Origin of the sequence: Streptomyces pallidus (ex Mingjun et al. 2026) (genome assembly GCF_051550185.1) — a bacterium.
Classification (GTDB): domain Bacteria; phylum Actinomycetota; class Actinomycetes; order Streptomycetales; family Streptomycetaceae; genus Streptomyces.
Map to the genome: position 1 here is coordinate 4,212,501 of NZ_CP196181.1, position 24,677 is coordinate 4,237,177.

The window sequence follows — 24,677 nt, forward strand, 5'->3', positions numbered from 1 at the left end:
CCCGCTTTGAAACGCCCAATATCGAGGCGAGCGATGCTAAGTCCGTGAAGCCGCCCTGATCTCTTCGGAGTTGAGGGGAGTGGTGGAGCCGACGGACCAGACTTGTAGTAGGTAAGCGATGGGGTGACGCAGGAAGGTAGTCCAGCCCGGGCGGTGGTTGTCCCGGGGTAAGGGTGTAGGCCGAGGGGTAGGCAAATCCGTCCCTCATGAAGGTTGAGACCTGATGCCGAGCCGATTGTGGCGAAGTGGATGATCCTATGCTGTCGAGAAAAGCCTCTAGCGAGTTTCATGGCGGCCCGTACCCTAAACCGACTCAGGTGGTCAGGTAGAGAATACCGAGGCGTTCGGGTGAACTATGGTTAAGGAACTCGGCAAAATGCCCCCGTAACTTCGGGAGAAGGGGGGCCACGCTTGGTGATGAGTCTTGCACTCTGAGCTGGGGGTGGCCGCAGAGACCAGCGAGAAGCGACTGTTTACTAAAAACACAGGTCCGTGCGAAGCCGTAAGGCGATGTATACGGACTGACGCCTGCCCGGTGCTGGAACGTTAAGGGGACCGGTTAGTGACCTTTCGGGGTTGCGAAGCTGAGAACTTAAGCGCCAGTAAACGGCGGTGGTAACTATAACCATCCTAAGGTAGCGAAATTCCTTGTCGGGTAAGTTCCGACCTGCACGAATGGCGTAACGACTTCTCGACTGTCTCAACCATAGGCCCGGTGAAATTGCACTACGAGTAAAGATGCTCGTTTCGCGCAGCAGGACGGAAAGACCCCGGGACCTTTACTACAGTTTGATATTGGTGTTCGGTTCGGCTTGTGTAGGATAGGTGGGAGACTTTGAAGCAGCCACGCCAGTGGTTGTGGAGTCGCCGTTGAAATACCACTCTGGTCGTGCTGGATGTCTAACCTCGGTCCGTGATCCGGATCAGGGACAGTGTCTGATGGGTAGTTTAACTGGGGCGGTTGCCTCCCAAAGGGTAACGGAGGCGCCCAAAGGTTCCCTCAGCCTGGTTGGCAATCAGGTGTTGAGTGTAAGTGCACAAGGGAGCTTGACTGTGAGACCGACGGGTCGAGCAGGGACGAAAGTCGGGACTAGTGATCCGGCGGTGGCTTGTGGAAGCGCCGTCGCTCAACGGATAAAAGGTACCCCGGGGATAACAGGCTGATCTTCCCCAAGAGTCCATATCGACGGGATGGTTTGGCACCTCGATGTCGGCTCGTCGCATCCTGGGGCTGGAGTCGGTCCCAAGGGTTGGGCTGTTCGCCCATTAAAGCGGTACGCGAGCTGGGTTTAGAACGTCGTGAGACAGTTCGGTCCCTATCCGCTGTGCGCGTAGGAATATTGAGAAGGGCTGTCCCTAGTACGAGAGGACCGGGACGGACGAACCTCTGGTGTGCCAGTTGTCCTGCCAAGGGCATGGCTGGTTGGCTACGTTCGGGAGGGATAACCGCTGAAAGCATCTAAGCGGGAAGCCTGCTTCAAGATGAGTATTCCCACCTCCTTGAGAGGGTAAGGCTCCCAGTAGACGACTGGGTTGATAGGCCAGATGTGGAAGCCCGGTAACGGGTGGAGCTGACTGGTACTAATAGGCCGAGGGCTTGTCCTCAGTTGCTCGCGTCCACTGTGTTAGTTCTGAAGCAACGAACTCGCCATGCCGGCTTGAGTTCAACTTCATAGTGTTTCGGTGGTCATAGCGTTAGGGAAACGCCCGGTTACATTCCGAACCCGGAAGCTAAGCCTTTCAGCGCCGATGGTACTGCAGGGGGGACCCTGTGGGAGAGTAGGACGCCGCCGAACAATCATTGCGGGAAGCCCCGCACCAGCCCGTCAAGGGCTCGGTGCGGGGCTTTTCTGCGTTTACCGGCAGACCAGGGGCCCGGTCGGTATCCTGGCGGCGTTCCCCGGAGGAGTCGATGACAGCACAGCACGTGGAAGACGGCGGTCCGCTCATCCCCCAGCCGGCCATGACGCGGGAAGCGTTGCGGGACGCCGTACGGCGGATCGACATGGCGAGCCTCGTCGTGCTCGACCGGGAGTGCAACGAGGCCTTCGACCGGGCGGCCGAAACGGGAGCGATCAACCCCCTGCGGTTCTTCCTCATCAAGTGGGCCACCCACGTCGCGATCCACCGTTGGCCGGCGCGTGCAGCGGCCCTCCGTGAAGCAGAGCGCATCGCGGGCGACCCGGCCTCCACGGAGCAGGAGTTCCAGGCCGCGATGGCGGCCAGCAGCCGCATCCTCGCCGAGGCGCAGCAGGAAATCGGTCTGTGAGCCCGCGGGGCGAAGGCGTCGAGAGCGACAACGGGTGGGCGTGGGAGTGCGACCCCAGCCGGGTGTGGGTCCTGGGGGACATGCCGTCGGCGCAGCAGGGACTCGTGGGCGCCGTCATGGACGGTCTGGTGGACCTGGCGTCCATGGGCATCGACCCCAAGGACGGCAGCCTGTACGAGGACCCGAACCCGATGCGGCTGCGTACGTACGAGGACGAGCACCTGATGCTCTGGTACCAGACCATCCCGCACCGCAGCCGCGTCTACCTCAAGCGCGTCAACCTCTGACCGACCGAGGCCGAGCCCGGGTGGCCGCCGCGGCTCGCGCGACCAGTCCGCCGTCTGGGAAGGGGACACCTCGCCCTGGTCTACGGGCCCGCTGATCCGCGAGGCCCGTGGTCCGCTGGACGCGTCGCCGTGGTCGTCTGCACGGACCAGTCAGCCGATCGACGAGGGAGGCTCGGGTGCCCGAGCCCCGGACGGAGACGGATGCCGGCGCGCTGTCGCGCCGGTTCCCACCAACGAGCCCGAGCTCCTGGAGCTGATAGGCGGCGGCCTTGCGCTGGCCGAGGACAGCCCGGTGACCTGGGCCGTCGACCTGAACGCCGGCGGGCGCCCTGCTGACCAGCCATGGTCAGTCGCTGCTCTACATTCCTGGCCGAGCCGTCCACCGCCCCGGCCGTGGCTACCGCGGAGACGGCAAGGCCGTCGTGAAACGGCGCCCACGTCATTGCCGATCAGGCACGGATGCGCTGACACCTGCAGCCGCTGCATGAATGGGACGACGTCGCGGTGGACCTGGAGGTCCTCACCGGTCGCCGGCCCGACCTCGCCGCAGACCGCAACCGAGCCATCAACCGGATGCTGGCCCAGGCGCCTGGCGGAGGCCGTGTCGGAGTCGGCGCTATGTGTTGCGGTCTGGCCGGCCATGCGCGGCCAGGGCTCTTGGTCAGCTCTTCTCGCCTTCAAGGCCGATAACAGGCGGGGTGCACCGGCAACGCCAGCCCCCTGGAGGCAGTCGGGATCGGCGAGGACGCCGTTGCGTTCCGCGGAGACGCTCGTCGCCGGTCTGGCTCGCAGAAGATGGTTGAGCCAGACACGCCGCCCCGGGACGCTCGCACGGTGATCCAGAGCATGTCTGGCACCGAAGCAGTGCAGCGAGGGTGGCACGGGCCCTGGTACCGCGTCCGCGCGGTGGCATTCGAGGCGTCGTTCCTGCCCAGTCCGGACGAGGACCTGGACTCGGTGTGCAACGTCGATGTCCTCGTGGACCTCCAGGACGGCTCCCGGTGGACCGCGACTGTCTTCACGGTCGCAGAAGTCGAACGCCTGATGGAGGTCTGTGCAGGAGGCGGCGAGGCTCTTGGCGGCCGCTACTTCCGGGTCTCGGACGGCTTGATCGTTAAGGATCCCGGTATCGACAGCACGAGTCAGGTGACAGCCGGACTGATCGAGACCGACGAGTTCTCCACGGTCTTCCAGCGGCTCGAAGTGCCCACCTGATGCAGCTGCTGCGGCGGCAGGAGCTTGAGAGCCCGGTGATCCTCGGCCGCCCGTTCGCCGACGACGTCGTGGCACCCGAGCCGCGAAGGCGGCGTCCATCGCCTCGACGGACGGGAAGGGGCGGCCGGAGGGAACGCGGTCGTGGGCGATCAGCACCAGGTGCTCGCCCCTGCCCTCACCGCTGGGCCGGTTGGCGGCCAGGGTGGCGATGTCGAGGTCGTAGCGGCCGGCGAAGCCGACCGCTCGCCGGGTGCGCCGTGACGGCGGACGACGGCCGCGGTCCGGTCGCCCGAAGGCGCCCATGGCCGGCTGGCCAGACCCCGGGAGTCGGGTGCAGCCTGGGGCTGGTGGGGGTGGTGTGGCGGCCGTTGACACCCACTGGGGCAGGTTGTAGGATGTAGCGGTTGCCTGGAACGGAAGAGTTCGGCGACAACCCACAGCAAGATCCTCACACCCGGTGAATCTGATTCCTCGGGCGTGGAGTCGACTCTTCGTTCAGAAATGCGAAGCCGGGAAATCCGGTGGAAAATCTCTGATAGAGTCGGTCTCGCCGGAAAGGGAAACGCGAAAGCGGGTCCTTGGAAAGCGAAACCCGCTTCGACCGGGAATCGGACACGAAAGAGTCTGATAGAGTCGGAAACGAAGAACGAAAGCCCGGAGGAAAGCCCGAGAGGGTGAGTACGAAGGAAGCGTCCGTTCCTTGAGAACTCAACAGCGTGCCAAAAATCAACGCCAGAAGTTGATACCCCGTCCACTCCGGTGGATGAGGTTCCTTTGAAAAGACCTGCAGGGCCCCCTGGTGGGGCGCTTGTAGGCGATAAACACAGCGAGGACGCAGTGGTCAGTCGGTCATATTCCGACCGTGGCTGACCCGCTCACCGTGATGTGTGCACCCGATTACGGGTAATCATTCATGGAGAGTTTGATCCTGGCTCAGGACGAACGCTGGCGGCGTGCTTAACACATGCAAGTCGAACGATGAAGCCCTTCGGGGTGGATTAGTGGCGAACGGGTGAGTAACACGTGGGCAATCTGCCCTTCACTCTGGGACAAGCCCTGGAAACGGGGTCTAATACCGGATACGACTGCGGGAGGCATCTCCTGTGGTGGAAAGCTCCGGCGGTGAAGGATGAGCCCGCGGCCTATCAGCTTGTTGGTGGGGTAATGGCCTACCAAGGCGACGACGGGTAGCCGGCCTGAGAGGGCGACCGGCCACACTGGGACTGAGACACGGCCCAGACTCCTACGGGAGGCAGCAGTGGGGAATATTGCACAATGGGCGAAAGCCTGATGCAGCGACGCCGCGTGAGGGATGACGGCCTTCGGGTTGTAAACCTCTTTCAGCAGGGAAGAAGCGAGAGTGACGGTACCTGCAGAAGAAGCGCCGGCTAACTACGTGCCAGCAGCCGCGGTAATACGTAGGGCGCAAGCGTTGTCCGGAATTATTGGGCGTAAAGAGCTCGTAGGCGGCTTGTCACGTCGGATGTGAAAGCCCGAGGCTTAACCTCGGGTCTGCATTCGATACGGGCTGGCTAGAGTGTGGTAGGGGAGATCGGAATTCCTGGTGTAGCGGTGAAATGCGCAGATATCAGGAGGAACACCGGTGGCGAAGGCGGATCTCTGGGCCATTACTGACGCTGAGGAGCGAAAGCGTGGGGAGCGAACAGGATTAGATACCCTGGTAGTCCACGCCGTAAACGTTGGGAACTAGGTGTTGGCGACATTCCACGTCGTCGGTGCCGCAGCTAACGCATTAAGTTCCCCGCCTGGGGAGTACGGCCGCAAGGCTAAAACTCAAAGGAATTGACGGGGGCCCGCACAAGCGGCGGAGCATGTGGCTTAATTCGACGCAACGCGAAGAACCTTACCAAGGCTTGACATATACCGGAAAGCATTAGAGATAGTGCCCCCCTTGTGGTCGGTATACAGGTGGTGCATGGCTGTCGTCAGCTCGTGTCGTGAGATGTTGGGTTAAGTCCCGCAACGAGCGCAACCCTTGTCCTGTGTTGCCAGCATGCCCTTCGGGGTGATGGGGACTCACAGGAGACCGCCGGGGTCAACTCGGAGGAAGGTGGGGACGACGTCAAGTCATCATGCCCCTTATGTCTTGGGCTGCACACGTGCTACAATGGCCGGTACAATGAGCTGCGATACCGTGAGGTGGAGCGAATCTCAAAAAGCCGGTCTCAGTTCGGATTGGGGTCTGCAACTCGACCCCATGAAGTCGGAGTCGCTAGTAATCGCAGATCAGCATTGCTGCGGTGAATACGTTCCCGGGCCTTGTACACACCGCCCGTCACGTCACGAAAGTCGGTAACACCCGAAGCCGGTGGCCCAACCCTTGTGGAGGGAGCTGTCGAAGGTGGGACTGGCGATTGGGACGAAGTCGTAACAAGGTAGCCGTACCGGAAGGTGCGGCTGGATCACCTCCTTTCTAAGGAGCACAGTACCGATTGCAGGCAAACGTTCTGCACGGTCAGCTCATGGGTGGAACGTTGATTAGTTGGCGCGGTTGAACCGGATGGTTCCTCTAGTACTGCCCTCGGGCGTGGAACGAGAACACGGATGGTCGACCGTGCTTGGCACGTTGTTGGGTCCTGAAGGCACGGCCGTTGGTCAGTCTTCAGTGCCGGCCCCAGTGAACTCACCTGCTTGTCGGGTGGGGTGATGGGTGGCTGGTCGTTGTTTGAGAACTACACAGTGGACGCGAGCATCTGTGGCCAAGTTTTTAAGGGCGCACGGTGGATGCCTTGGCACCAGGAACCGATGAAGGACGTGAGAGGCCGCGATAGGCCCCGGGGAGCTGCCAACTGAGCTTTGATCCGGGGGTGTCCGAATGGGGAAACCCGGCAGTCGTCATGGGCTGTCACCCACTGCTGAACACATAGGCAGTGTGGAGGGAACGAGGGGAAGTGAAACATCTCAGTACCCTCAGGAAGAGAAAACAACCGTGATTCCGGGAGTAGTGGCGAGCGAAACCGGATGAGGCCAAACCGTATGCGTGTGATACCCGGCAGGGGTTGCGCATGTGGGGTTGTGGGAATGAGCTTTCACAGTCTGCCGGCTGTGAGGCGAGTCAGAAACCGTATGGATAGGCGAAGGACATGCGAAAGGTCCGGCGTAGAGGGTAAGACCCCCGTAGCTGAAATCTGTACGGCTTGCTTGCTCATCTCCCAAGTAGCACGGGGCCCGAGAAATCCCGTGTGAATCTGGCGGGACCACCCGCTAAGCCTAAATATTCCCTGGTGACCGATAGCGGATAGTACCGTGAGGGAATGGTGAAAAGTACCGCGGGAGCGGAGTGAAATAGTACCTGAAACCGTGTGCCTACAAGCCGTGGGAGCGTCGAGATCTTCGGATCTTCGTGACTGCGTGCCTTTTGAAGAATGAGCCTGCGAGTTAGCGGTGTGTAGCGAGGTTAACCCGTGTGGGGAAGCCGTAGCGAAAGCGAGTCCGAATAGGGCGATTGAGTTGCACGCTCTAGACCCGAAGCGGAGTGATCTAGCCATGGGCAGGTTGAAGCGGAGGTAAGACTTCGTGGAGGACCGAACCCACCAGGGTTGAAAACCTGGGGGATGACCTGTGGTTAGGGGTGAAAGGCCAATCAAACTCCGTGATAGCTGGTTCTCCCCGAAATGCATTTAGGTGCAGCGTCGTGTGTTTCTTGCCGGAGGTAGAGCACTGGATAGGCGATGGGCCCTACCGGGTTACTGACCTTAGCCAAACTCCGAATGCCGGTAAGTGAGAGCACGGCAGTGAGACTGTGGGGGATAAGCTCCATGGTCGAGAGGGAAACAGCCCAGAGCATCGACTAAGGCCCCTAAGCGTACGCTAAGTGGGAAAGGATGTGGAGTCGCAGAGACAACCAGGAGGTTGGCTTAGAAGCAGCCACCCTTGAAAGAGTGCGTAATAGCTCACTGGTCAAGTGATTCCGCGCCGACAATGTAGCGGGGCTCAAGCGTACCGCCGAAGTCGTGTCATTGCAGCAATAGGGCCAACGCCTGCTGTGATGGGTAGGGGAGCGTCGTGTGCCGGGTGAAGCAGCACCGGAAGGTAGTTGTGGACGGTTCACGAGTGAGAATGCAGGCATGAGTAGCGATACAAGAGTGAGAAACTCTTGCGCCGATTGACTAAGGGTTCCTGGGTCAAGCTGATCTGCCCAGGGTAAGTCGGGACCTAAGGCGAGGCCGACAGGCGTAGTCGATGGACAACCGGTTGATATTCCGGTACCCGCTTTGAAACGCCCAATATCGAGGCGAGCGATGCTAAGTCCGTGAAGCCGCCCTGATCTCTTCGGAGTTGAGGGGAGTGGTGGAGCCGACGGACCAGACTTGTAGTAGGTAAGCGATGGGGTGACGCAGGAAGGTAGTCCAGCCCGGGCGGTGGTTGTCCCGGGGTAAGGGTGTAGGCCGAGGGGTAGGCAAATCCGTCCCTCATGAAGGTTGAGACCTGATGCCGAGCCGATTGTGGCGAAGTGGATGATCCTATGCTGTCGAGAAAAGCCTCTAGCGAGTTTCATGGCGGCCCGTACCCTAAACCGACTCAGGTGGTCAGGTAGAGAATACCGAGGCGTTCGGGTGAACTATGGTTAAGGAACTCGGCAAAATGCCCCCGTAACTTCGGGAGAAGGGGGGCCACGCTTGGTGATGAGTCTTGCACTCTGAGCTGGGGGTGGCCGCAGAGACCAGCGAGAAGCGACTGTTTACTAAAAACACAGGTCCGTGCGAAGCCGTAAGGCGATGTATACGGACTGACGCCTGCCCGGTGCTGGAACGTTAAGGGGACCGGTTAGTGACCTTTCGGGGTTGCGAAGCTGAGAACTTAAGCGCCAGTAAACGGCGGTGGTAACTATAACCATCCTAAGGTAGCGAAATTCCTTGTCGGGTAAGTTCCGACCTGCACGAATGGCGTAACGACTTCTCGACTGTCTCAACCATAGGCCCGGTGAAATTGCACTACGAGTAAAGATGCTCGTTTCGCGCAGCAGGACGGAAAGACCCCGGGACCTTTACTACAGTTTGATATTGGTGTTCGGTTCGGCTTGTGTAGGATAGGTGGGAGACTTTGAAGCAGCCACGCCAGTGGTTGTGGAGTCGCCGTTGAAATACCACTCTGGTCGTGCTGGATGTCTAACCTCGGTCCGTGATCCGGATCAGGGACAGTGTCTGATGGGTAGTTTAACTGGGGCGGTTGCCTCCCAAAGGGTAACGGAGGCGCCCAAAGGTTCCCTCAGCCTGGTTGGCAATCAGGTGTTGAGTGTAAGTGCACAAGGGAGCTTGACTGTGAGACCGACGGGTCGAGCAGGGACGAAAGTCGGGACTAGTGATCCGGCGGTGGCTTGTGGAAGCGCCGTCGCTCAACGGATAAAAGGTACCCCGGGGATAACAGGCTGATCTTCCCCAAGAGTCCATATCGACGGGATGGTTTGGCACCTCGATGTCGGCTCGTCGCATCCTGGGGCTGGAGTCGGTCCCAAGGGTTGGGCTGTTCGCCCATTAAAGCGGTACGCGAGCTGGGTTTAGAACGTCGTGAGACAGTTCGGTCCCTATCCGCTGTGCGCGTAGGAATATTGAGAAGGGCTGTCCCTAGTACGAGAGGACCGGGACGGACGAACCTCTGGTGTGCCAGTTGTCCTGCCAAGGGCATGGCTGGTTGGCTACGTTCGGGAGGGATAACCGCTGAAAGCATCTAAGCGGGAAGCCTGCTTCAAGATGAGTATTCCCACCTCCTTGAGAGGGTAAGGCTCCCAGTAGACGACTGGGTTGATAGGCCAGATGTGGAAGCCCGGTAACGGGTGGAGCTGACTGGTACTAATAGGCCGAGGGCTTGTCCTCAGTTGCTCGCGTCCACTGTGTTAGTTCTGAAGCAACGAACTCGCCATGCCGGCTTGAGTTCAACTTCATAGTGTTTCGGTGGTCATAGCGTTAGGGAAACGCCCGGTTACATTCCGAACCCGGAAGCTAAGCCTTTCAGCGCCGATGGTACTGCAGGGGGGACCCTGTGGGAGAGTAGGACGCCGCCGAACAATCATTGCGGGAAGCCCCGCACCAACCCGTCAAGGGCTCGGTGCGGGGCTTTTCTGCGTTTGGCCGCATATGCGTGGTGGGTTCCTTATCCGGGTGCGGTGAGGAGGCCGTGCGTGGTTGGATCCGGGCCATGACTGATCATGTGATCCGGCCCGTGCGTGCCGACGAATGGGAGAAGGTCAAGGAGCTGCGGCTGGTCGCGTTGAGCGATCCCCTGGCACCCGTGGCCTTCCTGGAGACCGCGGCCGACGCCGCGGAGAGGCCGGACGCGTTCTGGCAGGACCGAGCCCGTGGGGCCGCGGAAGGGCGGGGCGTGCGGCAGTTCGTGGCGGAGGCCCCCGACGGGCGGTGGGACGGCTCGGTGACCTTGTTCATCGAGGGGGTCGGAACCACCGATTTTCTGGAGCAGGAGGTCGAGCAGAACCAGGGGCACGTCGTGGGCGTGTTCGTGCGCGCCGAGCAGCGGGGGACCGGGATCGTCGACGCCCTGTTCACGGCCGCCCTGGAGTGGGCGTGGTCGCTGGACGAGCCGGAGCTGGAGCGCGTACGGCTCTTCGTGCACGAGGGCAACGCGCGGGCCGGCGCCTTCTACCGGCGGTTCGGGTTCGAGCCGAGCGGTGTCGTCATCCCGAAGCCGGGGGATCCGGCCTCCAAGGAACTGGAGTACGTCTTCGCACGACCGGTCGGCTCACGACCGGTCGGCTAGAGCTCGGGCCAGCGGGCGCGGGCCTGTTCCCGGCTGCGGCACAGGGCGAGCAGGGGGAGCCGGTCCTCCCGCAGGAGCTCGGGCAGTTGGGGGACCGGGGCGACGGCCGCGACGTCCTCCAGGACCAGCGTGAGTGGTGGGTCGAGCCGGCCGTGGGATGACCGTGCGGCCATGCGGCGGCCGTGCTCGACCACGCTCGACGCGAGTGCGGTGAGCAGGGGCATCGCACTCGGGTGGGTGCGGGGGTCTTCCAAGGGTTCACCCACCACATAAAGGGTGCCCCCCTCCTGCAGGAACGATGCGAGTGCGAGCGCATCCGTTCGGTTCGGGGTGCACGCCTCGCGGATGTGGACCGACGTGAGGCAGGACAGGGCCCTGGCCGTCAGCCGGAGCGCCTCTTCGCGGCGTTCGGGGTGCGCGGTGAGGGCGGACTCCAGTTCGCCGGCCGCGCCGGGAGCCGCCTGGGGGTGGGTGCGCAGGATGCGGACCGGGTCCTGGACGGCCGTCCCGAGCACCCAGCGGTGGAGCTGCTTGAAGGGGCGCTCGTCCAGGGCGGCCGCCTGGAGCCAACTCCGCAGCAGGGTTTCGGCGGTGCCGGCCACGGCCGCGTCCCGGGGGGCCCGCGGACGTACGGGGGCGAGGAGGGCGGCGGCGCGGGCGGCCGCGGTGTCGCGGTCGGCGCAGGCGTCGGCCGGGTTCCAGTGTAGGCGGGCCGGGGTGTCGCACAGGTGCGTGGGGTCGTAGAGGAGGACCGGGCCGAGCTTGGCGCGGGCGTCCTTGGTCTCCGCCCAGAGAGCGGGGGAGGACGTGACGACGAGGGCCGCGCCCTCCGCGGTGGCCAGGCGCCCCGCAGCCAGGCGGTGGCGCTCGGCGGTGCTGCCGTAGACCAGAGGTTCCGCCGACGGTGCGGGCGCCGGCCCGGCGGCGGGCGGGGTGCGGGGCGGGGCGTAGCCGAAGCGGTAGCGGTGGGCGTCGTCCACCGGTGGGGGTGGGGCGCCGGCGGGCCGTGTGCCCGCCGATGCCGGTGCCGACGTCGCCGGGACCGGCTCAGGGGTCTTCGGCTGCGGTTCGAAGGCAGGCCGGGGCACCGGGGCTGCCGTGGCGTCCGCGGTCGGCTGGGCGGCCAGGGCGCGGCGGGACTTCGTACGGGCGACGACGCCGATGACGAAGACGGTCAGGACGAACAGGACGAGCAGCTGCCCCACGAACAGGCCCCAGTACAGCCCCCAGCCGGAGAGGGCCGCGGGGTCGGTGTCGGGCCAGGCGGCGGCCACGTCGTGCGGCTGCGTTATCAGGGCGCGGACGGCCCTCGGGGTGCGCATGAACGTGACGGTGCCCGGCCAGGACCCGTGGGCGAGCAGGGCGGCCAGGCCGGTGGAGGTCCACACGAGCGCGGCCAGGCCGAGGAGGAAGGCGAGGAAGCCGACCAGGACGCCGTCCGGGATCCCGCCCCGGGAGGGGGCGGCGGGCGCCGGGCGTCTCGTGCCGCTGTCGTGCACGGTCAGGCCACCGTGGTCGCGGATCCCGGTCCGCCGCCCTGGCGGCGTTCGGCGAGGAGGGCCCGCTGTTCCGCCTCCCATTCGGCCGCGAGCAGGTCGTCGGGTAGCGGGGGCGGGGCGGAGGACTCCGTCATGGCGCGGTCCGTGTAGACCAGGGGGCGTTCGGCTTCGGTGACGAGGTGTTTGACGACCTGGACGTTGCCGTTGACGTCCCAGACGGCGATGCCGGGCGTGAGCGTCGGGATGATCTCCACGGCCCAGCGGGGCAGGCCGAGGACCCGGCCGGTGGCGCGGGCCTCGTCGGCCTTCTGGGCGTAGATGGTGCGGGTCGAGGCCATCTTGAGGATGGCCGCCGCCTCACGGGCGGCGGCGCCGTCGACGACGTCGGAGAGGTGGTGGACGACGGCGACGAAGGACAGGCCGAGGCGGCGGCCGAACTTCAGCAGGCGCTGGAACAGCTGGGCCACGAACGGGCTGTTGATGATGTGCCAGGCCTCTTCGACGAGGAAGATGCGCTTCTTGCGGTCGGGGCGGATCCAGGTGTGCTCCAGCCACACGCCGACGATCGCCATCAGGATCGGCATGGCGATCGAGTTGCGGTCGATGTGGGACAGGTCGAAGACGATGAGCGGGGCGTCGAGGTCGATGCCGACGGTGGTGGGGCCGTCGAACATGCCGCGCAGGTCGCCGTCGACGAGGCGGTCGAGGACGAGTGCCACGTCGAGGCCCCAGGCCCGTACGTCGTCTATGTCGACGTTCATGGCCTCGGCGGACTCGGCCTCGGGGTGGCGGAGCTGCTCGACGATGTCGGTGAGGACGGGCTGGCGGTCGCGGATGGTGTCGACGACGTACGCGTGGGCGACCTTGAGGGCGAAGCCGGCGCGCTCGTCGAGGCCGTGGCCCAACGCCACCTCGATGATGGTGCGCAGCAGGGCGAGCTGCCCGGTGGTGGTGATCGCCGGGTCGAGGGGGTTGAGGCGGATCCCGTCGTCGTTGGCGGCGATGGGGTCGAGGCGGATGGGAGTTATCCCCAGCTCCTGCGCGATCAGGTTCCATTCGCCGACGCCGTCCTCGCCCTGGGCGTCGAGGACGACGACCTGGCGGTCGCGGAACCGGAGCTGGCGCAGGACGTACGTCTTCTCCAGGGCGGACTTGCCGTTGCCGGACTCGCCGAGGACCAGCCAGTGGGGGGCGGGGAGCTGCTGGCCGTAGAGCTGGAAGGGGTCGTAGATGTAGCCCTTGCCGCTGTACACCTCGCGGCCGATGATCACACCCGAGTCACCGAGTCCGGGGGCGGCGGTGGGCAGGTAGACGGCCTGGGCCTGCCCGGTGGAGGTGCGGACGGGCAGGCGGGTGGTCTCGACCCTGCCGAACAGGAAGCTGGTGAAGGCGTCCGTCAGAGCGGACAGCGGATCTCGCATGGGCGGCCTTTCCCTCCAGCTAGCTTCGGATGCCGGTGGCAAACGGCAGGGTGTTGACGAATGCGCGGTGGTGCTCGCGGTCGCACCACTCCAGCTTCAGGTAGGACTTGCCGGCCGAGGCGCGGATCGTCCTCTTGTCGCGGGCGAGGGCTTCCGGTGAACGGGAGGACACGGTGATGTACCCGACCAGGTTGACTCCCGCCGCACCGCTGGCGAGATCTTCACCTCTTTGGTCGAGGCGGCCGTGGGCGGCGATGTCGCGGGGGTCGACGGTGCGGTTCATCTTGGCGGCGCGGGAGGCGTCGGCCTCGTCGTTGGTCTTCTCGGTGAGCATGCGCTCGATGGCGATCTCGGTGGGCTCCAGGTCCATGGTGACGGCGACGGTGCGGATGACGTCGGGGGTGTGGACGAGGAGGGGGGCGAGGAAGTTCACGCCGACCGGGGTCATCGGCCATTCCTTGATCCAGGCGGTGGCGTGGCACCAGGGGGCGCGGGTGGAGGACTCGCGGGTCTTGGCCTGGAGGTAGGTGGGTTCGACGGCGTCGAGCTCGGCCGGCCAGGCGTTGCGCTTGGTCATGGCCTGGATGTGGTCGATGGGGTGGTCGGGGTCGTACATGGAGTGCACGAGGGAGGCCAGGCGGCCCTGGCCGAGGGGCTGGCGCACGCGGATGTCGGCCTCGGCGAGGCGGGCGCAGATGTCGGTGAGCTCGCGGGCCATGACGATGGCGAGGCCGGTGTCGCGGTCCAGCTTGCGGCCCTTGCGGGAGCCGGCGCGGGCGATGGTGTTGGCCTCGGCGGCGAGTTCGCGCGTGTAGTGCATGCAGGCGACGAGGTAGGCGCGGTGCTGCTCGGAGGAGGTGGAGACCATCGACTGGAGCTGGTCGTAGGAGTCGCGCAGCCAGACGGGGGAGGTCGGGTCCCCGCGCTGGGCGACGTCCTTGGCGTGGGCGTCGGGGTCGGCGGGGAGGGTGCGGGCCAGCATCTGCAGGCGGGTGACGAAGCCGTCGCCGTTGGCGACGTGCTTGAGGAGGGTGCCGAAGCGGTCGACGAGGGCTTCCTGGTCCTCGCTGTCGCGCAGGCCGACGCCGGGGCCCTCGATCTCGATGGCGGCGGTGACCGTCCTGCGGTCGGCGTGCAGGAGCACGGCGATCTCGTCGGGGCCGAAGGGGGCGGAGAGCCAGCTGATGCGGCCGATGCCGGGGGGCGGGCCGATCTCGACCTCGCGGCCGTCGGCGGCGCGGGTGCCGGCTTCCATGGCGCCGGAGCGGTAGGCGGTGCCGCGGCGCAGGATCCGCTTGTAGCTGCGGTTGATCTCGAACCAGCGGTAGAAGGTGCGGCCGCGGTAGGGGACGTACACGGCGGCGAGCGCGAGCACGGGGAAGCCGGCCAGGGTGACGATACGCAGGGTGAGGTCGGGGACGAGGAGTCCGCTCATCATGCCGAGGAACGCGCCGGCGATGATCAGGGCGATCTCGCCGTTCTCGCGGTTCTTGCCGACGATCGCGTTCGGCCGGGCGCGGCCGATGAGGTACGTGCGGCGGGGCGCGACCGGGTGCAGCTGGTGGGACTGGGCCGTCAACGCCCGTCACCTCCTGTGTTCCTCGTGCTGGAGCCCGTACGGGGCGCGGGTGTGGCAGGTCCGCCGCCGGTGGGGCGGCTGCTGTGGGCGGCCACTCCGCCGGAGAGGGGGTTGGCCGGGCGGGGGGCGCTGTCGCCGCCGCCGGAGCGGTGGGCGCCGCGGCTGCTGTGGGCCTTGATGCCCTGGGACACGAGGGAGGCCGGGGAGCTGATGACGGCGGCGGCCTGGGCGCCGTCGGTGGCCTTGCTGCGGCCTGCGCGGGCGGCGGCGATGTCGTCGCCGAAGCCGGGGACGAAGCGGTAGATCATCGCGGAGGCGAAGATCGCGAGGAGGATGATGGCGAGGCCGGAGACGACGGCGGAGAAGGCGTTGGGGCCCTTGTCGCCGGCGAGGGCCCCGGCGAGGCCGAGGACGATGACGATGACCGGCTTGACGAGGATGACGGCGATCATGATGCCGGCCCAGCGGCGGACGTGGCCCCACAGGTTGCGGTCGACGAGGCCGGCGTAGACGACGACGCCGAGGAGGGCGCCCACGTAGAGGAGGGCGGCCCGGATGAACAGCTCCAGGAAGAGGATGCCGGCGGCGAGGACCGTCACGAGCGAGACGACGATCAGCATGATCGGGCCGCCGCCGATGGAGTCGCCCTTCTTGAGGGCCTCGATGAAGGAGCCGAAGAACACGTCGGTCTGGCCGCCGCTCGCGGAGGCGATGACCTCGGTGACGCCGTCGGTTGCGGAGACGACGGTGTAGAGGATCAGCGGGGTGAAGGCGGAGGCGAGGACGGTGAGCCAGAGGAAGCCGATGGCTTCGCCGAGGGCGGTGGCCAGGGGGACGCCGCGGACGGCGCGCTTGGCGACGGCCAGGAGCCACAGGACGAGCGTGAGGACGGTCGACGCGGCGAAGACGATGGCGTACTGCTTGAGGAAGGCGCCGTTGGTGAAGTCGACGTTGGCGGAGCCCTTGACGGCCTTGCTGAGCTCGGTGACGATCCACGCGGCCGCGTCGGCGCAGCCGCGGGCCAGGGAGGCGAGGGGGTTGAGGGCGTCGGCGGGGTCGGAGGGGGCGAGGCCGGTGCGGGGGGCTCCGCCGGTGGCTGCGCCTTGGCCGCGCTCGCAGTAGTCCCGTGCCGGTCCTGCGATCAGGGCGCAGGGGTCGTTGCTGGCGCTAGGGGAGGGGCTGGGCGACGTCGTCGTCGAGGGCAGCGGGGTCGGTGCTGCCATTGCGCGGGTGGCCAGGAGGACGGCTGCGGCTTGGAGGGCCGCCGTGGTGGCGCCGATGCTGCGGAGCGAGAGCGTGCGGCTAGCGGGCATAGGTGAACCCTCCGAATTCGGTGACGGCCTTGCCGATGTCGTCGGAGGTGGACACGGGGTTGTCTCCGGTCACCGGGGTGGGACCGTCCTTCTGGGTCGTTTCGACGACCTTCCAGTCGGAGCCGTTCCATTTCAGGGTCATGGAGATGGTGAACCAGCCACTGGTCACGGGACGGGTGGACTTCTCGCCGGTCAGGCCGAACATGCCAATGCACCACACGTCGACCGAGGCGGTGCCGCTGGCGAAGCTCTTGACCTTGGTGCCGACGGGAACGGTCCGGCTGACGAAGGTGGCGCCGGCCGGGGCCAGACCGTCCTTGGTCAGGCCGATCTGGGAGAGCAGGGCGGCCGAGTAGTCGGCGTCGAAGCCGGCCTGGAGCTTGGTGCGCGCGCCCTCGTCCGCGACGGCGTCCACGATCGCGTGTCTGCGCGCCGGGCTGAACATGCCGTCAGAACCCAGCGCCACCGCATAGTTCGATGCGGCGGACTGGGCGCCCTGTTCGTCGTGGGCGAAGCCGGTGGGGATGCCGGCGTTCTTGCCGTCGACCGGGCGGGTGCCCGTGGGCTGGGTGGGCGCGGTGGACGGCCGGGCTTCCGCGGACGGGGTTTCGGGGCCGCTGCCCGACTGGTTCGCGAAGGCGATGGCCGCGATCAGCAGGACCACCACGCCGACCACCGTGACCAGGCTGCGCGAGGCGCGCGGGGTGCGGCGGGGGGTGCCGTACGGGTCGGCGGGGGTTTCCGGGAGGCGGGTACGGGTCTGGCCCGTGCCGCCGACGTCGCCGTATCCGCCGCCGCCGTACTGGTCCTCGTTGCTCATTGCCTGTCCGCCCCCTCCGCGGTGTGGTGGATCGTCCTCGGGTACGGGTTCCGGCGGGCGGACCCGGTTATACGGCCATTCCGTAGACGATCGTGAACAGCGTGCCGAGGGAGCCGATGATGAAGACTCCGGTGAGTCCGGCGACGATCAGTCCCTTGCCCTGTTCGGCGCTGAACGTGTCGCGGAGGGCGGTGGCGCCGATCCGCTGCTTGGCCGCGCCCCAGATGGCGATGCCCAGGCAGAGCAGGATCGCGACGGCCATGATCACTTCGATCATGACCTTCGCTTCATTGCCGAGGCTGCCGAACGGTCCCCAGTTCGGGGCGATTCCGCCGATGATGGTGGTGATGTCGCCCTTTTCAGCTGCCAGGATCATGTAACTCACCGCCCCTGTACGGGTAGTTCCGGTAGCCCGTGCCCGACGGCAGGGGTCACGCACTATCTTCCCTGATGAAACCGCCGTCGTATGTCGACTTGACGCCTCTCTTTGCCCGATGTCCCGGAAGTCGGACCGCTCGGGCGCTCTGACCTGGGCGGGGGCGGCGGGTTCCCGGAAGGTCGTGGGGTCACTCTGTGTATCACGGAGGGTGACCCCGGGCAATGAACGCCGTCGTCATATGCGCGGCGACGTACGGCGGTTGGTCCGAACTGTCGATGTTTGTCCGACGTTCCGTCAGTCGTTCCATCGGGTCGGGACGGCTCGGGCCGGACGGTTGTCAGTGGTGGCGGGCAGGCTGGAACGGTGACGACTACTCAGAGCGGCATCGACCGTGTCGCCCCTTGGGCGCTGGCGGACATCGAGGCGGCCGTCCGGGCCGGCTGGTCCGCGGAGACCTGTTCCCCCGACGACGTCGAGCGGGAGCCCTGGAGCGCCGACAACCCGGCATGGGGCCACTGCGACATCACCTCGCTGGTGATCCAGGACCTGATGGGCGGCGGGCTGCTGGTCGGGGAGGTGTGGCTTGACGGCGAGCAGCACGGCTACCACACCTGGAACCTGCTGCCCGGTGGGATACCCGTGGACCTGACGAGGGAGCAGTTCCGGCGGGGGCAGGTGGTGACCGAGGGGCGGCTGATGGGGCCGCGGCCGCAGGGGCGGCTGCCGAGGCGCTGGGAGGAGTACCTGCTGCTGCGGAAGCGGGTCGAGGACCGGCTCGGGCCGCTGGAGCCGCCGGCCGCGGGGTGAGCGGGCCGGCGGCCGGGGCGTGGGGGCTGTGGGCCTTTGGGGCTGCCGGGTCAGGACCAGTGGGCGGGGCGGGTGAGGCCGTCCGGGATCTGGGTGTGGGCGTCGCCGCGGGCTGCGTTCAGCTGGGCCTGGGTGAGGAAGAGGGCGTCGCGCAGGTCGGCGCCGCGCAGGTCGGTGTCGCGGAAGTCGGCGCCGATCAGGTCGGCGAGCCGGAGGTCGGCCCGGCTGAGGTCGGCGGCGATCAGGTAGGCCCCGCGCAGGTTGGCGCCGCGCAGGTCGGCTCCGGCCAGGCGGGCTCCCATCAGGTCGGCGCCGCGGTGGTTCTTCTTGCGGGCGGGGGCCTTGGCGCGGACGAGTTCGCTGGTCTCCAGCAGCAGGGTGTTGATCCGCTGGCGCAGGGCGCCGACGTCCAGGCCGGTCAGGGCCTCGGCGTCGGCGGCGGCCCACCCGGAGGTTTCGTCGAGGACCTGGCGGAGTGCGCGGTGGACGGGGCGGGCGGCGGGGCGGGCGAGTGCCTCGGTGACGTAGAAGAGCAGCTCGTGGAGCTGCCGCATGACGGGGAAGACGTCGAACATGCGGCCCGCGGTGCCGGGGTGGGTGCGCCAGTCGCGGCCGCCGAAGGTGACCTGGGAGACCTGCTGTCCCGCGCCGAAGCAGTCGAAGGTGGTGCAGCCCTGGAAGCCCTTGCTGCGCAGCTGCGTGTGGATGCCGCAGCGGAAGTCCTGCCGGAGGTTCTTGCAGGGCGTCCCGGCGGCCTTGTTCACGGCGAAGTCGCTGGACTTGGCGAAGGGCAGGGCGACGCAGCACAGCGCGAAGCAGTTGGCGCAGTCGGCGTGCAGGTCGGGGGTGGCGGCGGGGCCGGCAGGGCTGGCGGGGGTGGTGGCGCGGTCGGACACGGTCCCATTGTCCCCCGTCCCGGGTCGGGCGGTCGCGGCGCGGTCCGGGACCCGCGTCGGCCTGGTTCCGGGCGCCGGGGCCTGGCGGCCGCGGTTACCCGCGGGTAGCGTCCGGGGGTATGGCGTTCTACGAGCGGATCGACGAGCAGCGGTTCCTGGCCACCGAGGACACCCGCGGCCCCTGGGACCCGGGCGCCCAGCACGCCGGTCCGCCGGCCGCCCTGATGGCCCGCGTGATCGAGGAGCGGGCCGGCGCCCGGGCGGACATGCGGATCGCGAGGATCACGTACGAGATCCTGCGGCCGGTGCCGATCGGGCCGGTGCAGGTCGTCCTGAAGGAGCTGCGGAGCGGCCGCAGCACCGAGGTGGTCGAGGCCGCGCTGTACCCGGTGGGGTCGACGGCGCCGGTGGTGCTGGCGCGGGCGCTGCGGGTGCGGGTGGCCGACGGGGTGGTGCCGGCGGTGCTGCCGGGGCCGCAACTGCCGCCGCCCGGGGAGGTGGCGCGGACGCCGTTCTTCGCGGTGTCGTGGGAGCGCGGCTACCACACGGCGATGGAGATGCGGTTCACCGACGGCGCGTTCACCGAGCTCGGGCCGGGCACCTGTTGGATGCGGATGCGGGTGCCGCTGATCGCCGGAGAGGGGACGCGGCCGCTGGACCGTATCCTCGTCGCCGCGGACTCCGGCAACGGGATCAGCGCCGCCGTGGACTTCGAGCGGTACCTGTTCGTCAACAGCGACCTGACGGTGCACCTGCACCGCCACGCGGTCGGCGAGTGGGTGGCGGTCCAGGCCCGCACCAGTGTGGACCCGGCCGGGATCGGGCTCGCGGACGCCGTTCTGCACGACGAGAAGGGGCCCGTGGGGCGGGGCGCGCAGAGCCTGTTCGTCGCGCCGCGGCCCTAGTCAACCCCCGTGCGCGGCGGGGAAGTCGGTGTGGCAGTCTCGTGCCAATGGAGCCCCTGAGAGACGTCGACCCCGCCTGTATCGGGGCACACGCGCTGCTGGCCCGGCTCGGCGCGGGCGGTATGGGACAGGTGTACCTGGCGCGTTCGCCCGGTGGTCGTCTGGTGGCCGTGAAGGTGATCCGGGACGAGATCGTCGGGCATCCGGAGGCGCTGGCGCGGTTCCGGCGCGAGGCCGAGACGGTGCGGGCGGTGCGGTCGGCGTACACGGCGAACCTGATCGACGCCTCGCTGGCGGCGGCCCCCTTCTGGCTGGCGACGGAGTACGTGGCCGGGCCGACGCTGGCCCGTGCGGTGGCGCAGCGGGGCGCGCTGCCCGCGGACACCTGCCGCCGGCTGTTCGCGGCGCTGGCGGAGGGGCTGGCGAGCGTCCACGCGTACGGGGTGACGCACCGGGACTTCAAGCCGCAGAACGTGATCCTGGGCGCGCAGGGGCCGCAGCTGATCGACTTCGGGATCGCGCGGGGCGTCGGGGAGACGGCGCTGACCCAGGAGGGCCAGGCTCCGGGCACGCCGGGGTACACGGCGCCGGAGGTGCTGCTGGGCGCGGAGGCGGGGCCGGCGGCCGACGTGTTCGCGCTGGGGGCGTCGCTGGCGTTCGCGGCGACGGGGCGGCCGCCGTTCGGTACGGGCGTGGCGACGACCGTGAGCTACCGGGCGGTGCACGAGCCGGTGGACGTGGCCGGGGTGGAGCCGGGGCTGGCGGCCCTGATCGAGGCCTGCGTGGCGAAGGACCCGGCGGCCCGGCCGGAGCTGTCGGAGGTCGTGGAGCGGTGCGCGGTGCGCGACGCGCTGGTCGACGATCCGGTGTACGTGGGGCTGGGGGCGCTGGGCGAGGCGGTGCCGCTGCACGAGATGCGGACGCAGGGGCCCGGGGCGGTGCCGTACGGGTACGTGCCGACCGCTCCGGCGGGGACCGCCGTACCCGAGCCGCCCCCGGGCCGCGGCGGGCGGCGGGCGGCCGGCTGGGTGGCGGCGGGGGCCGCGCTGGCGGTGGTGGGCGGTGCGGCGCTGTGGCAGCTGACGCCGCTGGGCGGTGGCGGTGGTGGTGGCGACGGCCGGGACGGCAAGGCCGCAGGCCCGTCGGCGCAGGGCCCCTCCGGGCAGGCGCCCGCTGGTCAGGCTCCGGCCGGCCAGGGATCCGCCGCCCCGTCGGCGGCGGCGCAGTCGCCGGCCGGGCCGCCCACGTTCATCAAGCAGACGGCCCCGAACCTGGACGACTACAACCCGATCCTGAAGCAGTGCCACAACCCGGTCGGGGAGGAGCCCGGGCTGGGGAACTTCCAGACCTCGGTGACGACGGCCGAGAGCGACTACCTGAAGGAACTGAAGCCGGGGCAGGTCCGGATCGGCTTCCGGCTGAAGTTCCCCCTCGCGGACGCGCCGCCGTACTACGTGGCGGTCGTGGTGAAGCCGCAGCACGAGGTCGACCCGGGCGGCCGGTCGACCGCGGTGACCGACAACCGCCAGCTGGGCTTCGTGGCGAAGGCGCGGGACCTGTACGAGGGGGACGAGACGCAGTGGAAGTACGCGCTCTACCCGGACGACTTCTCGATGGAGGGGGACGGCAAGCGGGTGCCGGCGCCGCCGCTGGCACAGGATCCGGGTGGGTGGACGGTGGTGTTCCGCCACGCGGTCTCGGATAACCAACACAAGAGCGTGGTGTGCGACGGCTTCGATTCCGGTCCGCAAAAGGGATGATTCCGACACGTACTGGTGAATCCCTGTGAAAGTCTGCTCGATGGGGGAGGGTTGACGGGTGCGCAGATTCTGGGTGATCGGCGGGATCGGCTTCGGGGTGTGCCTGTGCTTTCTCGCCCTCCTCGTGGTCGGCACGTACTCGGCGGCCGCGGGCATCGCGGGCGGCGGCGGCCGTGCGCTGGGCCTGACCAAGGGGGCGGTGCCGGCGAAGTACCAGGCGCTGGTGCAGAAGTGGGGGGTGCTGTGTCCCACCCTTTCTCCGGCCGTCCTGGCGGCGCAGTTGTACTCGGAGAGCGGCTGGAACCCCACGATCGTGAGTCCGGCCGACGCCCGCGGCATCGCCCAGTTCATCCCGGGCACGTGGGCGACGCACGGCATCGACGGGGACGGTGACGGCGACCGGGACATCTGGGACCCCAACGACGCCATCCCGTCGGCGGCTTCGTACGACTGCACGCTCGCCAAGGACGTGAAGGGCGTCCCCGGCGACCCCGTCGCCAACATGCTCGCGGCCTACAACGCGGGTCCGGGCGCGGTGCTCCAGCACCAGGGCGTGCCCCCGTACCGCGAGACGCAGGGGTACGTGAAGGCCATCACCACCCTCGCGAAGAGCTTCGAGAAGCCGGTCGGCAGGGTGGCCCCCTCCCAGCAGGCGGCCGCGGCCATCTACTTCGCGCAGAAGCAGTTGGGCACGCCGTACCTGTGGGGCGGCAACGGAACTCCCGACCAGGACGGGCGGTTCGACTGCTCGGGGCTGACCAAGGCGGCGTACGAGTCGGTGGGGATCACGCTGCCGCGCGTCGCGAACGACCAGTACAACGCCGGATCGCATCCCGCGCGCAACGAGTTGCTCCCGGGCGATCTGGTGTTCTTCTCCGACGATCTGACGAACTCGCGGGAGATCCGGCACGTCGGGCTGTACGTGGGCGGCGGTTACATGATCAACGCCCCGTACACCGGCGCGGTGATCCGCTTCGACAAGATCGACACGCCCGACTACTTCGGTGCGACCCGCGTCACCAAGGACGGCGCCGAGGCCCTGCCGGACCGCACCGTCGAGGCCACGGCGCCATGATGACTTCCAGTCAGGTCATGGCCCTGGGCTGCGGCGACGAATCACTCTTGGATAACGTTGACGTGATCATTCGGTGGAGAGTGGAACCGCGCTGACAGAACGTGCGTTCCATGGACACGGGGAAGGGTCACAAGGGGGGGTTCGCGGGGCGCACACACGGGTGCGCCCGAAGGGAACCGAGCAAGGGCAAGGTGCCGCATCGTCATGGCTGCACTCGCAACCGGTGGGTCGAACGTGGACGTCGGCCTGCTGTACGACGTCAATGCGCTGGCCCGGCATGCCCCGGCGGGCGTCGACCGGGCGGTCGCACTCGTCGGCGACTACGGCATCCCCCTGACCCTGGTGCTCCTCGTGCTGTGGTGCTGGCGCGGCGCGCGCCGGCAGGACGAGACCTCGGCCGCGGAGTCGTTCGCCGCTCTGGTGTGGGCTCCCCTCGCGGCCGCCCTCGCCCTGATGGCGAACGTCCCGCTGCGCCGGCTGGTCGCCCGTCCCCGCCCCTTCGACGAGCACAGCGGTCTCCAGGTGATCGACCCCGGGCTGGGCCTGCACGGCTACTCCTTCGTCAGCGACCACGCCACCCTCACCATGGCGCTGGGCATCGGCCTGTTCCTCGCCCGCCGCAAGTTCGGCCTCGTCGGGATCGGCCTGGCCCTCGCCGACGGTCTCTGCCGCGTGTACATGGGCGTCCACTACCCGACCGACGTCATCGGCGGCTACGCCCTCGGCACCGCCGTCGTCCTCGTCCTCGCCCCGCTCGCGATGGCACTGCTGACCCCGGTGGTACGGGCGGTGGCCCGCTCCCCGCGGCTGGGCCGGCTGGTCCGGGCCGGACACCGCGCCCGGCCCTGCCCGGTGGACCTCGCGGAGGCGGCGGGCGCCGGCACGCGGGACAAGGACCTCGCCGCCTGACGACACGGGCGGCACGGGCGGCGGCACGGGCGGAGGCGGGCGAAGGGACCGGCGAGGGGACCGGCCAAGGGGCGTGCCCCGCGCGGGACCGCCGCTCCCGGAAGCCTAGGACTGCCCGTACGCGTCCCGTACGGCGATCAGGACCGCCGCCAGCAGGCACAGGGCCGCCACCCCGAAGCACACCAGCACCGCCGTCGGCCGGGACCGCGGCGTCACGGGTCGCCCCCGTCGGACCGCCCGCCGGCGTCGGACACCCCGTCACGGCGGTGGCGGGAGCGCAGCCACAGGCCGGTGGCGAAGGCGGCGGCGCCGGTCAGCCCGACGGCCAGGGCCACGTCGGCGGGCCCGTCCGCGGTGCCCGTCGGCCGGTCGTTGCCCAGCGGCCGGGCCGAGGCCGCCGGCCGGGCGTAGGCCGCGGCGGCGGGAGTGAGCGCGAGGAGCAGGGCCCAGAGGAGGGCTGCGAGGCGGGGTGCGGGTCCTGGCATGCCTCCAGCGGATCCGCACGCAGGCGGGCCGGCCAGCCGGGAGCGTCCGAACGGGCGACCCGGGGCCCGGGTGCCGGCCGGCGGCCCCGGTCCCGCCGGACTACCCCGCGGAGTGCCGAGCGGCGTCCTTGCGGGCCAGGTCCCGGGAGCGGCGGGCGGGTCCCGTCCAGCCGCAGCTGCACACGGCCAGGCAGAACGAGCCGCGCTCGACGGTGTCGGTGGAATGCCCGGCGGGGAGCACCTCCGCCGGGCGGGGCAGCTCGACGCCGTCGGGCAGGGCCAGGGGTGACGCCTCGGAATGCAGGTCCACGCCACAACGGTACCGG

The 24,677-nt window shown here is 67.9% G+C and carries 18 protein-coding genes and 5 rRNA genes (1 of these 23 only partly in view); 14 read left to right on the forward strand and 9 right to left on the reverse strand.

All coding sequences use genetic code 11. The features are described from left to right. The 9 genes from ACSHWO_RS18570 to ACSHWO_RS18610 all read left to right on the forward strand — a co-directional run. A 23S ribosomal RNA gene (locus ACSHWO_RS18570) occupies positions 1-1,605 on the forward strand; it begins 1,511 nt to the left of the window's first position. 74 nt (positions 1,606-1,679) lie between these two features. Next, positions 1,680-1,796 (forward strand): 5S ribosomal RNA (rrf, locus tag ACSHWO_RS18575). Positions 1,797-1,912: 116 nt separating this feature from the next. Then, positions 1,913-2,269, forward strand: a complete 357-nt coding sequence (locus ACSHWO_RS18580) for a hypothetical protein (RefSeq protein ID WP_385850016.1) — start codon at positions 1,913-1,915, stop codon at positions 2,267-2,269. Further along, a complete protein-coding gene (locus tag ACSHWO_RS18585; protein ID WP_361102474.1) occupies positions 2,266-2,556 on the forward strand; it encodes a hypothetical protein in 291 nt (96 codons plus the stop codon). The genes ACSHWO_RS18580 and ACSHWO_RS18585 overlap by 4 nt, the downstream gene beginning before the upstream one ends. A gap of 846 nt (positions 2,557-3,402) precedes the next feature. After that, positions 3,403-3,771 carry a hypothetical protein gene (locus tag ACSHWO_RS18590; protein WP_438319153.1) on the forward strand — a complete coding sequence of 123 codons (369 nt, stop codon included), beginning with the start codon at positions 3,403-3,405 and terminating at the stop codon, positions 3,769-3,771. 910 nt (positions 3,772-4,681) lie between these two features. Beyond that, positions 4,682-6,205: ribosomal RNA gene (locus tag ACSHWO_RS18595) — 16S ribosomal RNA — on the forward strand. A gap of 284 nt (positions 6,206-6,489) precedes the next feature. Beyond that, a 23S ribosomal RNA gene (locus tag ACSHWO_RS18600) occupies positions 6,490-9,605 on the forward strand. A gap of 74 nt (positions 9,606-9,679) precedes the next feature. Continuing rightward, positions 9,680-9,796 (forward strand): 5S ribosomal RNA (gene rrf / locus ACSHWO_RS18605). The 16S, 23S and 5S rRNA genes sit together here, the layout of an rRNA operon. 131 nt (positions 9,797-9,927) lie before the next feature. Continuing rightward, positions 9,928-10,503 (forward strand): GNAT family N-acetyltransferase, encoded by a 576-nt coding sequence (locus tag ACSHWO_RS18610; protein ID WP_438313196.1) that lies wholly within the window; start codon positions 9,928-9,930, stop codon positions 10,501-10,503. Here ACSHWO_RS18610 and ACSHWO_RS18615 read toward each other — a convergent pair. The 6 genes from ACSHWO_RS18615 to ACSHWO_RS18640 form a co-directional block, all read right to left on the reverse strand. Then, complete coding sequence (locus ACSHWO_RS18615; protein WP_438313198.1) at positions 10,500-12,083, reverse strand: type VI secretion protein; 1,584 nt, start codon at positions 12,081-12,083, stop codon at positions 10,500-10,502. The two genes, ACSHWO_RS18610 and ACSHWO_RS18615, sit on opposite strands and share 4 nt — an antisense overlap. Next, entirely contained in the window at positions 12,005-13,423 is a 1,419-nt protein-coding gene (locus ACSHWO_RS18620; protein WP_385840579.1) for an ATP-binding protein, read from the reverse strand. The genes ACSHWO_RS18615 and ACSHWO_RS18620 overlap by 79 nt, the downstream gene beginning before the upstream one ends. Positions 13,424-13,442: 19 nt before the next feature. Beyond that, positions 13,443-15,002 (reverse strand): SCO6880 family protein, encoded by a 1,560-nt coding sequence (locus ACSHWO_RS18625; RefSeq protein ID WP_361095116.1) that lies wholly within the window; start codon positions 15,000-15,002, stop codon positions 13,443-13,445. Then, on the reverse strand, positions 14,999-16,315 hold the full coding sequence (locus tag ACSHWO_RS18630) for a hypothetical protein (RefSeq protein ID WP_438313201.1): 1,317 nt from the start codon (positions 16,313-16,315) through the stop codon (positions 14,999-15,001). The genes ACSHWO_RS18625 and ACSHWO_RS18630 overlap by 4 nt, the downstream gene beginning before the upstream one ends. Then, complete coding sequence (locus tag ACSHWO_RS18635) at positions 16,305-17,135, reverse strand: hypothetical protein (RefSeq protein WP_438313203.1); 831 nt, start codon at positions 17,133-17,135, stop codon at positions 16,305-16,307. Before ACSHWO_RS18635 ends, ACSHWO_RS18630 begins: the two co-directional genes overlap by 11 nt. A gap of 67 nt (positions 17,136-17,202) precedes the next feature. After that, entirely contained in the window at positions 17,203-17,511 is a 309-nt protein-coding gene (locus ACSHWO_RS18640; RefSeq protein WP_042818271.1) for a hypothetical protein, read from the reverse strand. 366 nt (positions 17,512-17,877) lie between these two features. Between ACSHWO_RS18640 and ACSHWO_RS18645 the strand changes: the two genes are divergently transcribed. After that, positions 17,878-18,321: a YunG family protein gene (locus ACSHWO_RS18645; protein ID WP_438313205.1), complete on the forward strand. Its 444-nt coding sequence runs from the start codon at positions 17,878-17,880 to the stop codon at positions 18,319-18,321. 50 nt (positions 18,322-18,371) lie between these two features. Here ACSHWO_RS18645 and ACSHWO_RS18650 read toward each other — a convergent pair whose 3' ends face one another. Next, positions 18,372-19,217 (reverse strand): pentapeptide repeat-containing protein, encoded by an 846-nt coding sequence (locus ACSHWO_RS18650; RefSeq protein WP_385840595.1) that lies wholly within the window; start codon positions 19,215-19,217, stop codon positions 18,372-18,374. Positions 19,218-19,336: 119 nt separating this feature from the next. Here ACSHWO_RS18650 and ACSHWO_RS18655 point away from each other — a divergent pair, with 119 nt between their 5' ends. The 4 genes from ACSHWO_RS18655 (at position 19,337) to ACSHWO_RS18670 (ending at position 23,866) form a co-directional block, all read left to right on the forward strand. Then, positions 19,337-20,122, forward strand: a complete 786-nt coding sequence (locus ACSHWO_RS18655; protein WP_438313207.1) for a thioesterase family protein — start codon at positions 19,337-19,339, stop codon at positions 20,120-20,122. Between the two features lie 47 nt (positions 20,123-20,169). After that, positions 20,170-21,882 (forward strand): serine/threonine-protein kinase, encoded by a 1,713-nt coding sequence (locus ACSHWO_RS18660; protein ID WP_438313209.1) that lies wholly within the window; start codon positions 20,170-20,172, stop codon positions 21,880-21,882. 58 nt (positions 21,883-21,940) lie between these two features. After that, the gene (locus tag ACSHWO_RS18665; protein WP_385840608.1) at positions 21,941-22,957 is read left to right on the forward strand and encodes a C40 family peptidase; all 1,017 of its coding nucleotides are present in this window, start codon (positions 21,941-21,943) and stop codon (positions 22,955-22,957) included. A 204-nt stretch (positions 22,958-23,161) separates the two neighbouring features. After that, positions 23,162-23,866 carry a phosphatase PAP2 family protein gene (locus ACSHWO_RS18670; protein WP_438313211.1) on the forward strand — a complete coding sequence of 235 codons (705 nt, stop codon included), beginning with the start codon at positions 23,162-23,164 and terminating at the stop codon, positions 23,864-23,866. A 212-nt stretch (positions 23,867-24,078) separates the two neighbouring features. Here the strand turns inward: ACSHWO_RS18670 and ACSHWO_RS18675 are convergent, their stop codons facing one another. Both ACSHWO_RS18675 and ACSHWO_RS18680 read right to left on the reverse strand, forming a co-directional pair. Then, positions 24,079-24,351: a hypothetical protein gene (locus ACSHWO_RS18675; protein ID WP_361095089.1), complete on the reverse strand. Its 273-nt coding sequence runs from the start codon at positions 24,349-24,351 to the stop codon at positions 24,079-24,081. A gap of 100 nt (positions 24,352-24,451) precedes the next feature. Continuing rightward, on the reverse strand, positions 24,452-24,661 hold the full coding sequence (locus tag ACSHWO_RS18680) for a hypothetical protein (protein WP_361095142.1): 210 nt from the start codon (positions 24,659-24,661) through the stop codon (positions 24,452-24,454). Positions 24,662-24,677: the final 16 nt, after the last annotated feature.

What these genes read in the sequence shown, in the direction of transcription:
- ACSHWO_RS18580 (WP_385850016.1), top strand. Translation starts at nt 1,913, where the DNA reads ATGACAGCACAGCACGTGGAAGACGGCGGTCCGCTCATCCCCCAGCCG.
- ACSHWO_RS18590 (WP_438319153.1), top strand. Translation starts at nt 3,403, where the DNA reads ATGTCTGGCACCGAAGCAGTGCAGCGAGGGTGGCACGGGCCCTGGTAC.
- ACSHWO_RS18610 (WP_438313196.1), top strand. Translation starts at nt 9,928, where the DNA reads ATGACTGATCATGTGATCCGGCCCGTGCGTGCCGACGAATGGGAGAAG.
- ACSHWO_RS18615 (WP_438313198.1), bottom strand. Translation starts at nt 12,083, where the DNA reads ATGGGAGGCGGAACAGCGGGCCCTCCTCGCCGAACGCCGCCAGGGCGG.
- ACSHWO_RS18620 (WP_385840579.1), bottom strand. Translation starts at nt 13,423, where the DNA reads ATGCGAGATCCGCTGTCCGCTCTGACGGACGCCTTCACCAGCTTCCTG.
- ACSHWO_RS18630 (WP_438313201.1), bottom strand. Translation starts at nt 16,315, where the DNA reads ATGCCCGCTAGCCGCACGCTCTCGCTCCGCAGCATCGGCGCCACCACG.
- ACSHWO_RS18635 (WP_438313203.1), bottom strand. Translation starts at nt 17,135, where the DNA reads ATGAGCAACGAGGACCAGTACGGCGGCGGCGGATACGGCGACGTCGGC.
- ACSHWO_RS18640 (WP_042818271.1), bottom strand. Translation starts at nt 17,511, where the DNA reads ATGATCCTGGCAGCTGAAAAGGGCGACATCACCACCATCATCGGCGGA.
- ACSHWO_RS18655 (WP_438313207.1), top strand. Translation starts at nt 19,337, where the DNA reads ATGGCGTTCTACGAGCGGATCGACGAGCAGCGGTTCCTGGCCACCGAG.
- ACSHWO_RS18660 (WP_438313209.1), top strand. Translation starts at nt 20,170, where the DNA reads ATGGAGCCCCTGAGAGACGTCGACCCCGCCTGTATCGGGGCACACGCG.
- ACSHWO_RS18670 (WP_438313211.1), top strand. Translation starts at nt 23,162, where the DNA reads ATGGCTGCACTCGCAACCGGTGGGTCGAACGTGGACGTCGGCCTGCTG.
- ACSHWO_RS18675 (WP_361095089.1), bottom strand. Translation starts at nt 24,351, where the DNA reads ATGCCAGGACCCGCACCCCGCCTCGCAGCCCTCCTCTGGGCCCTGCTC.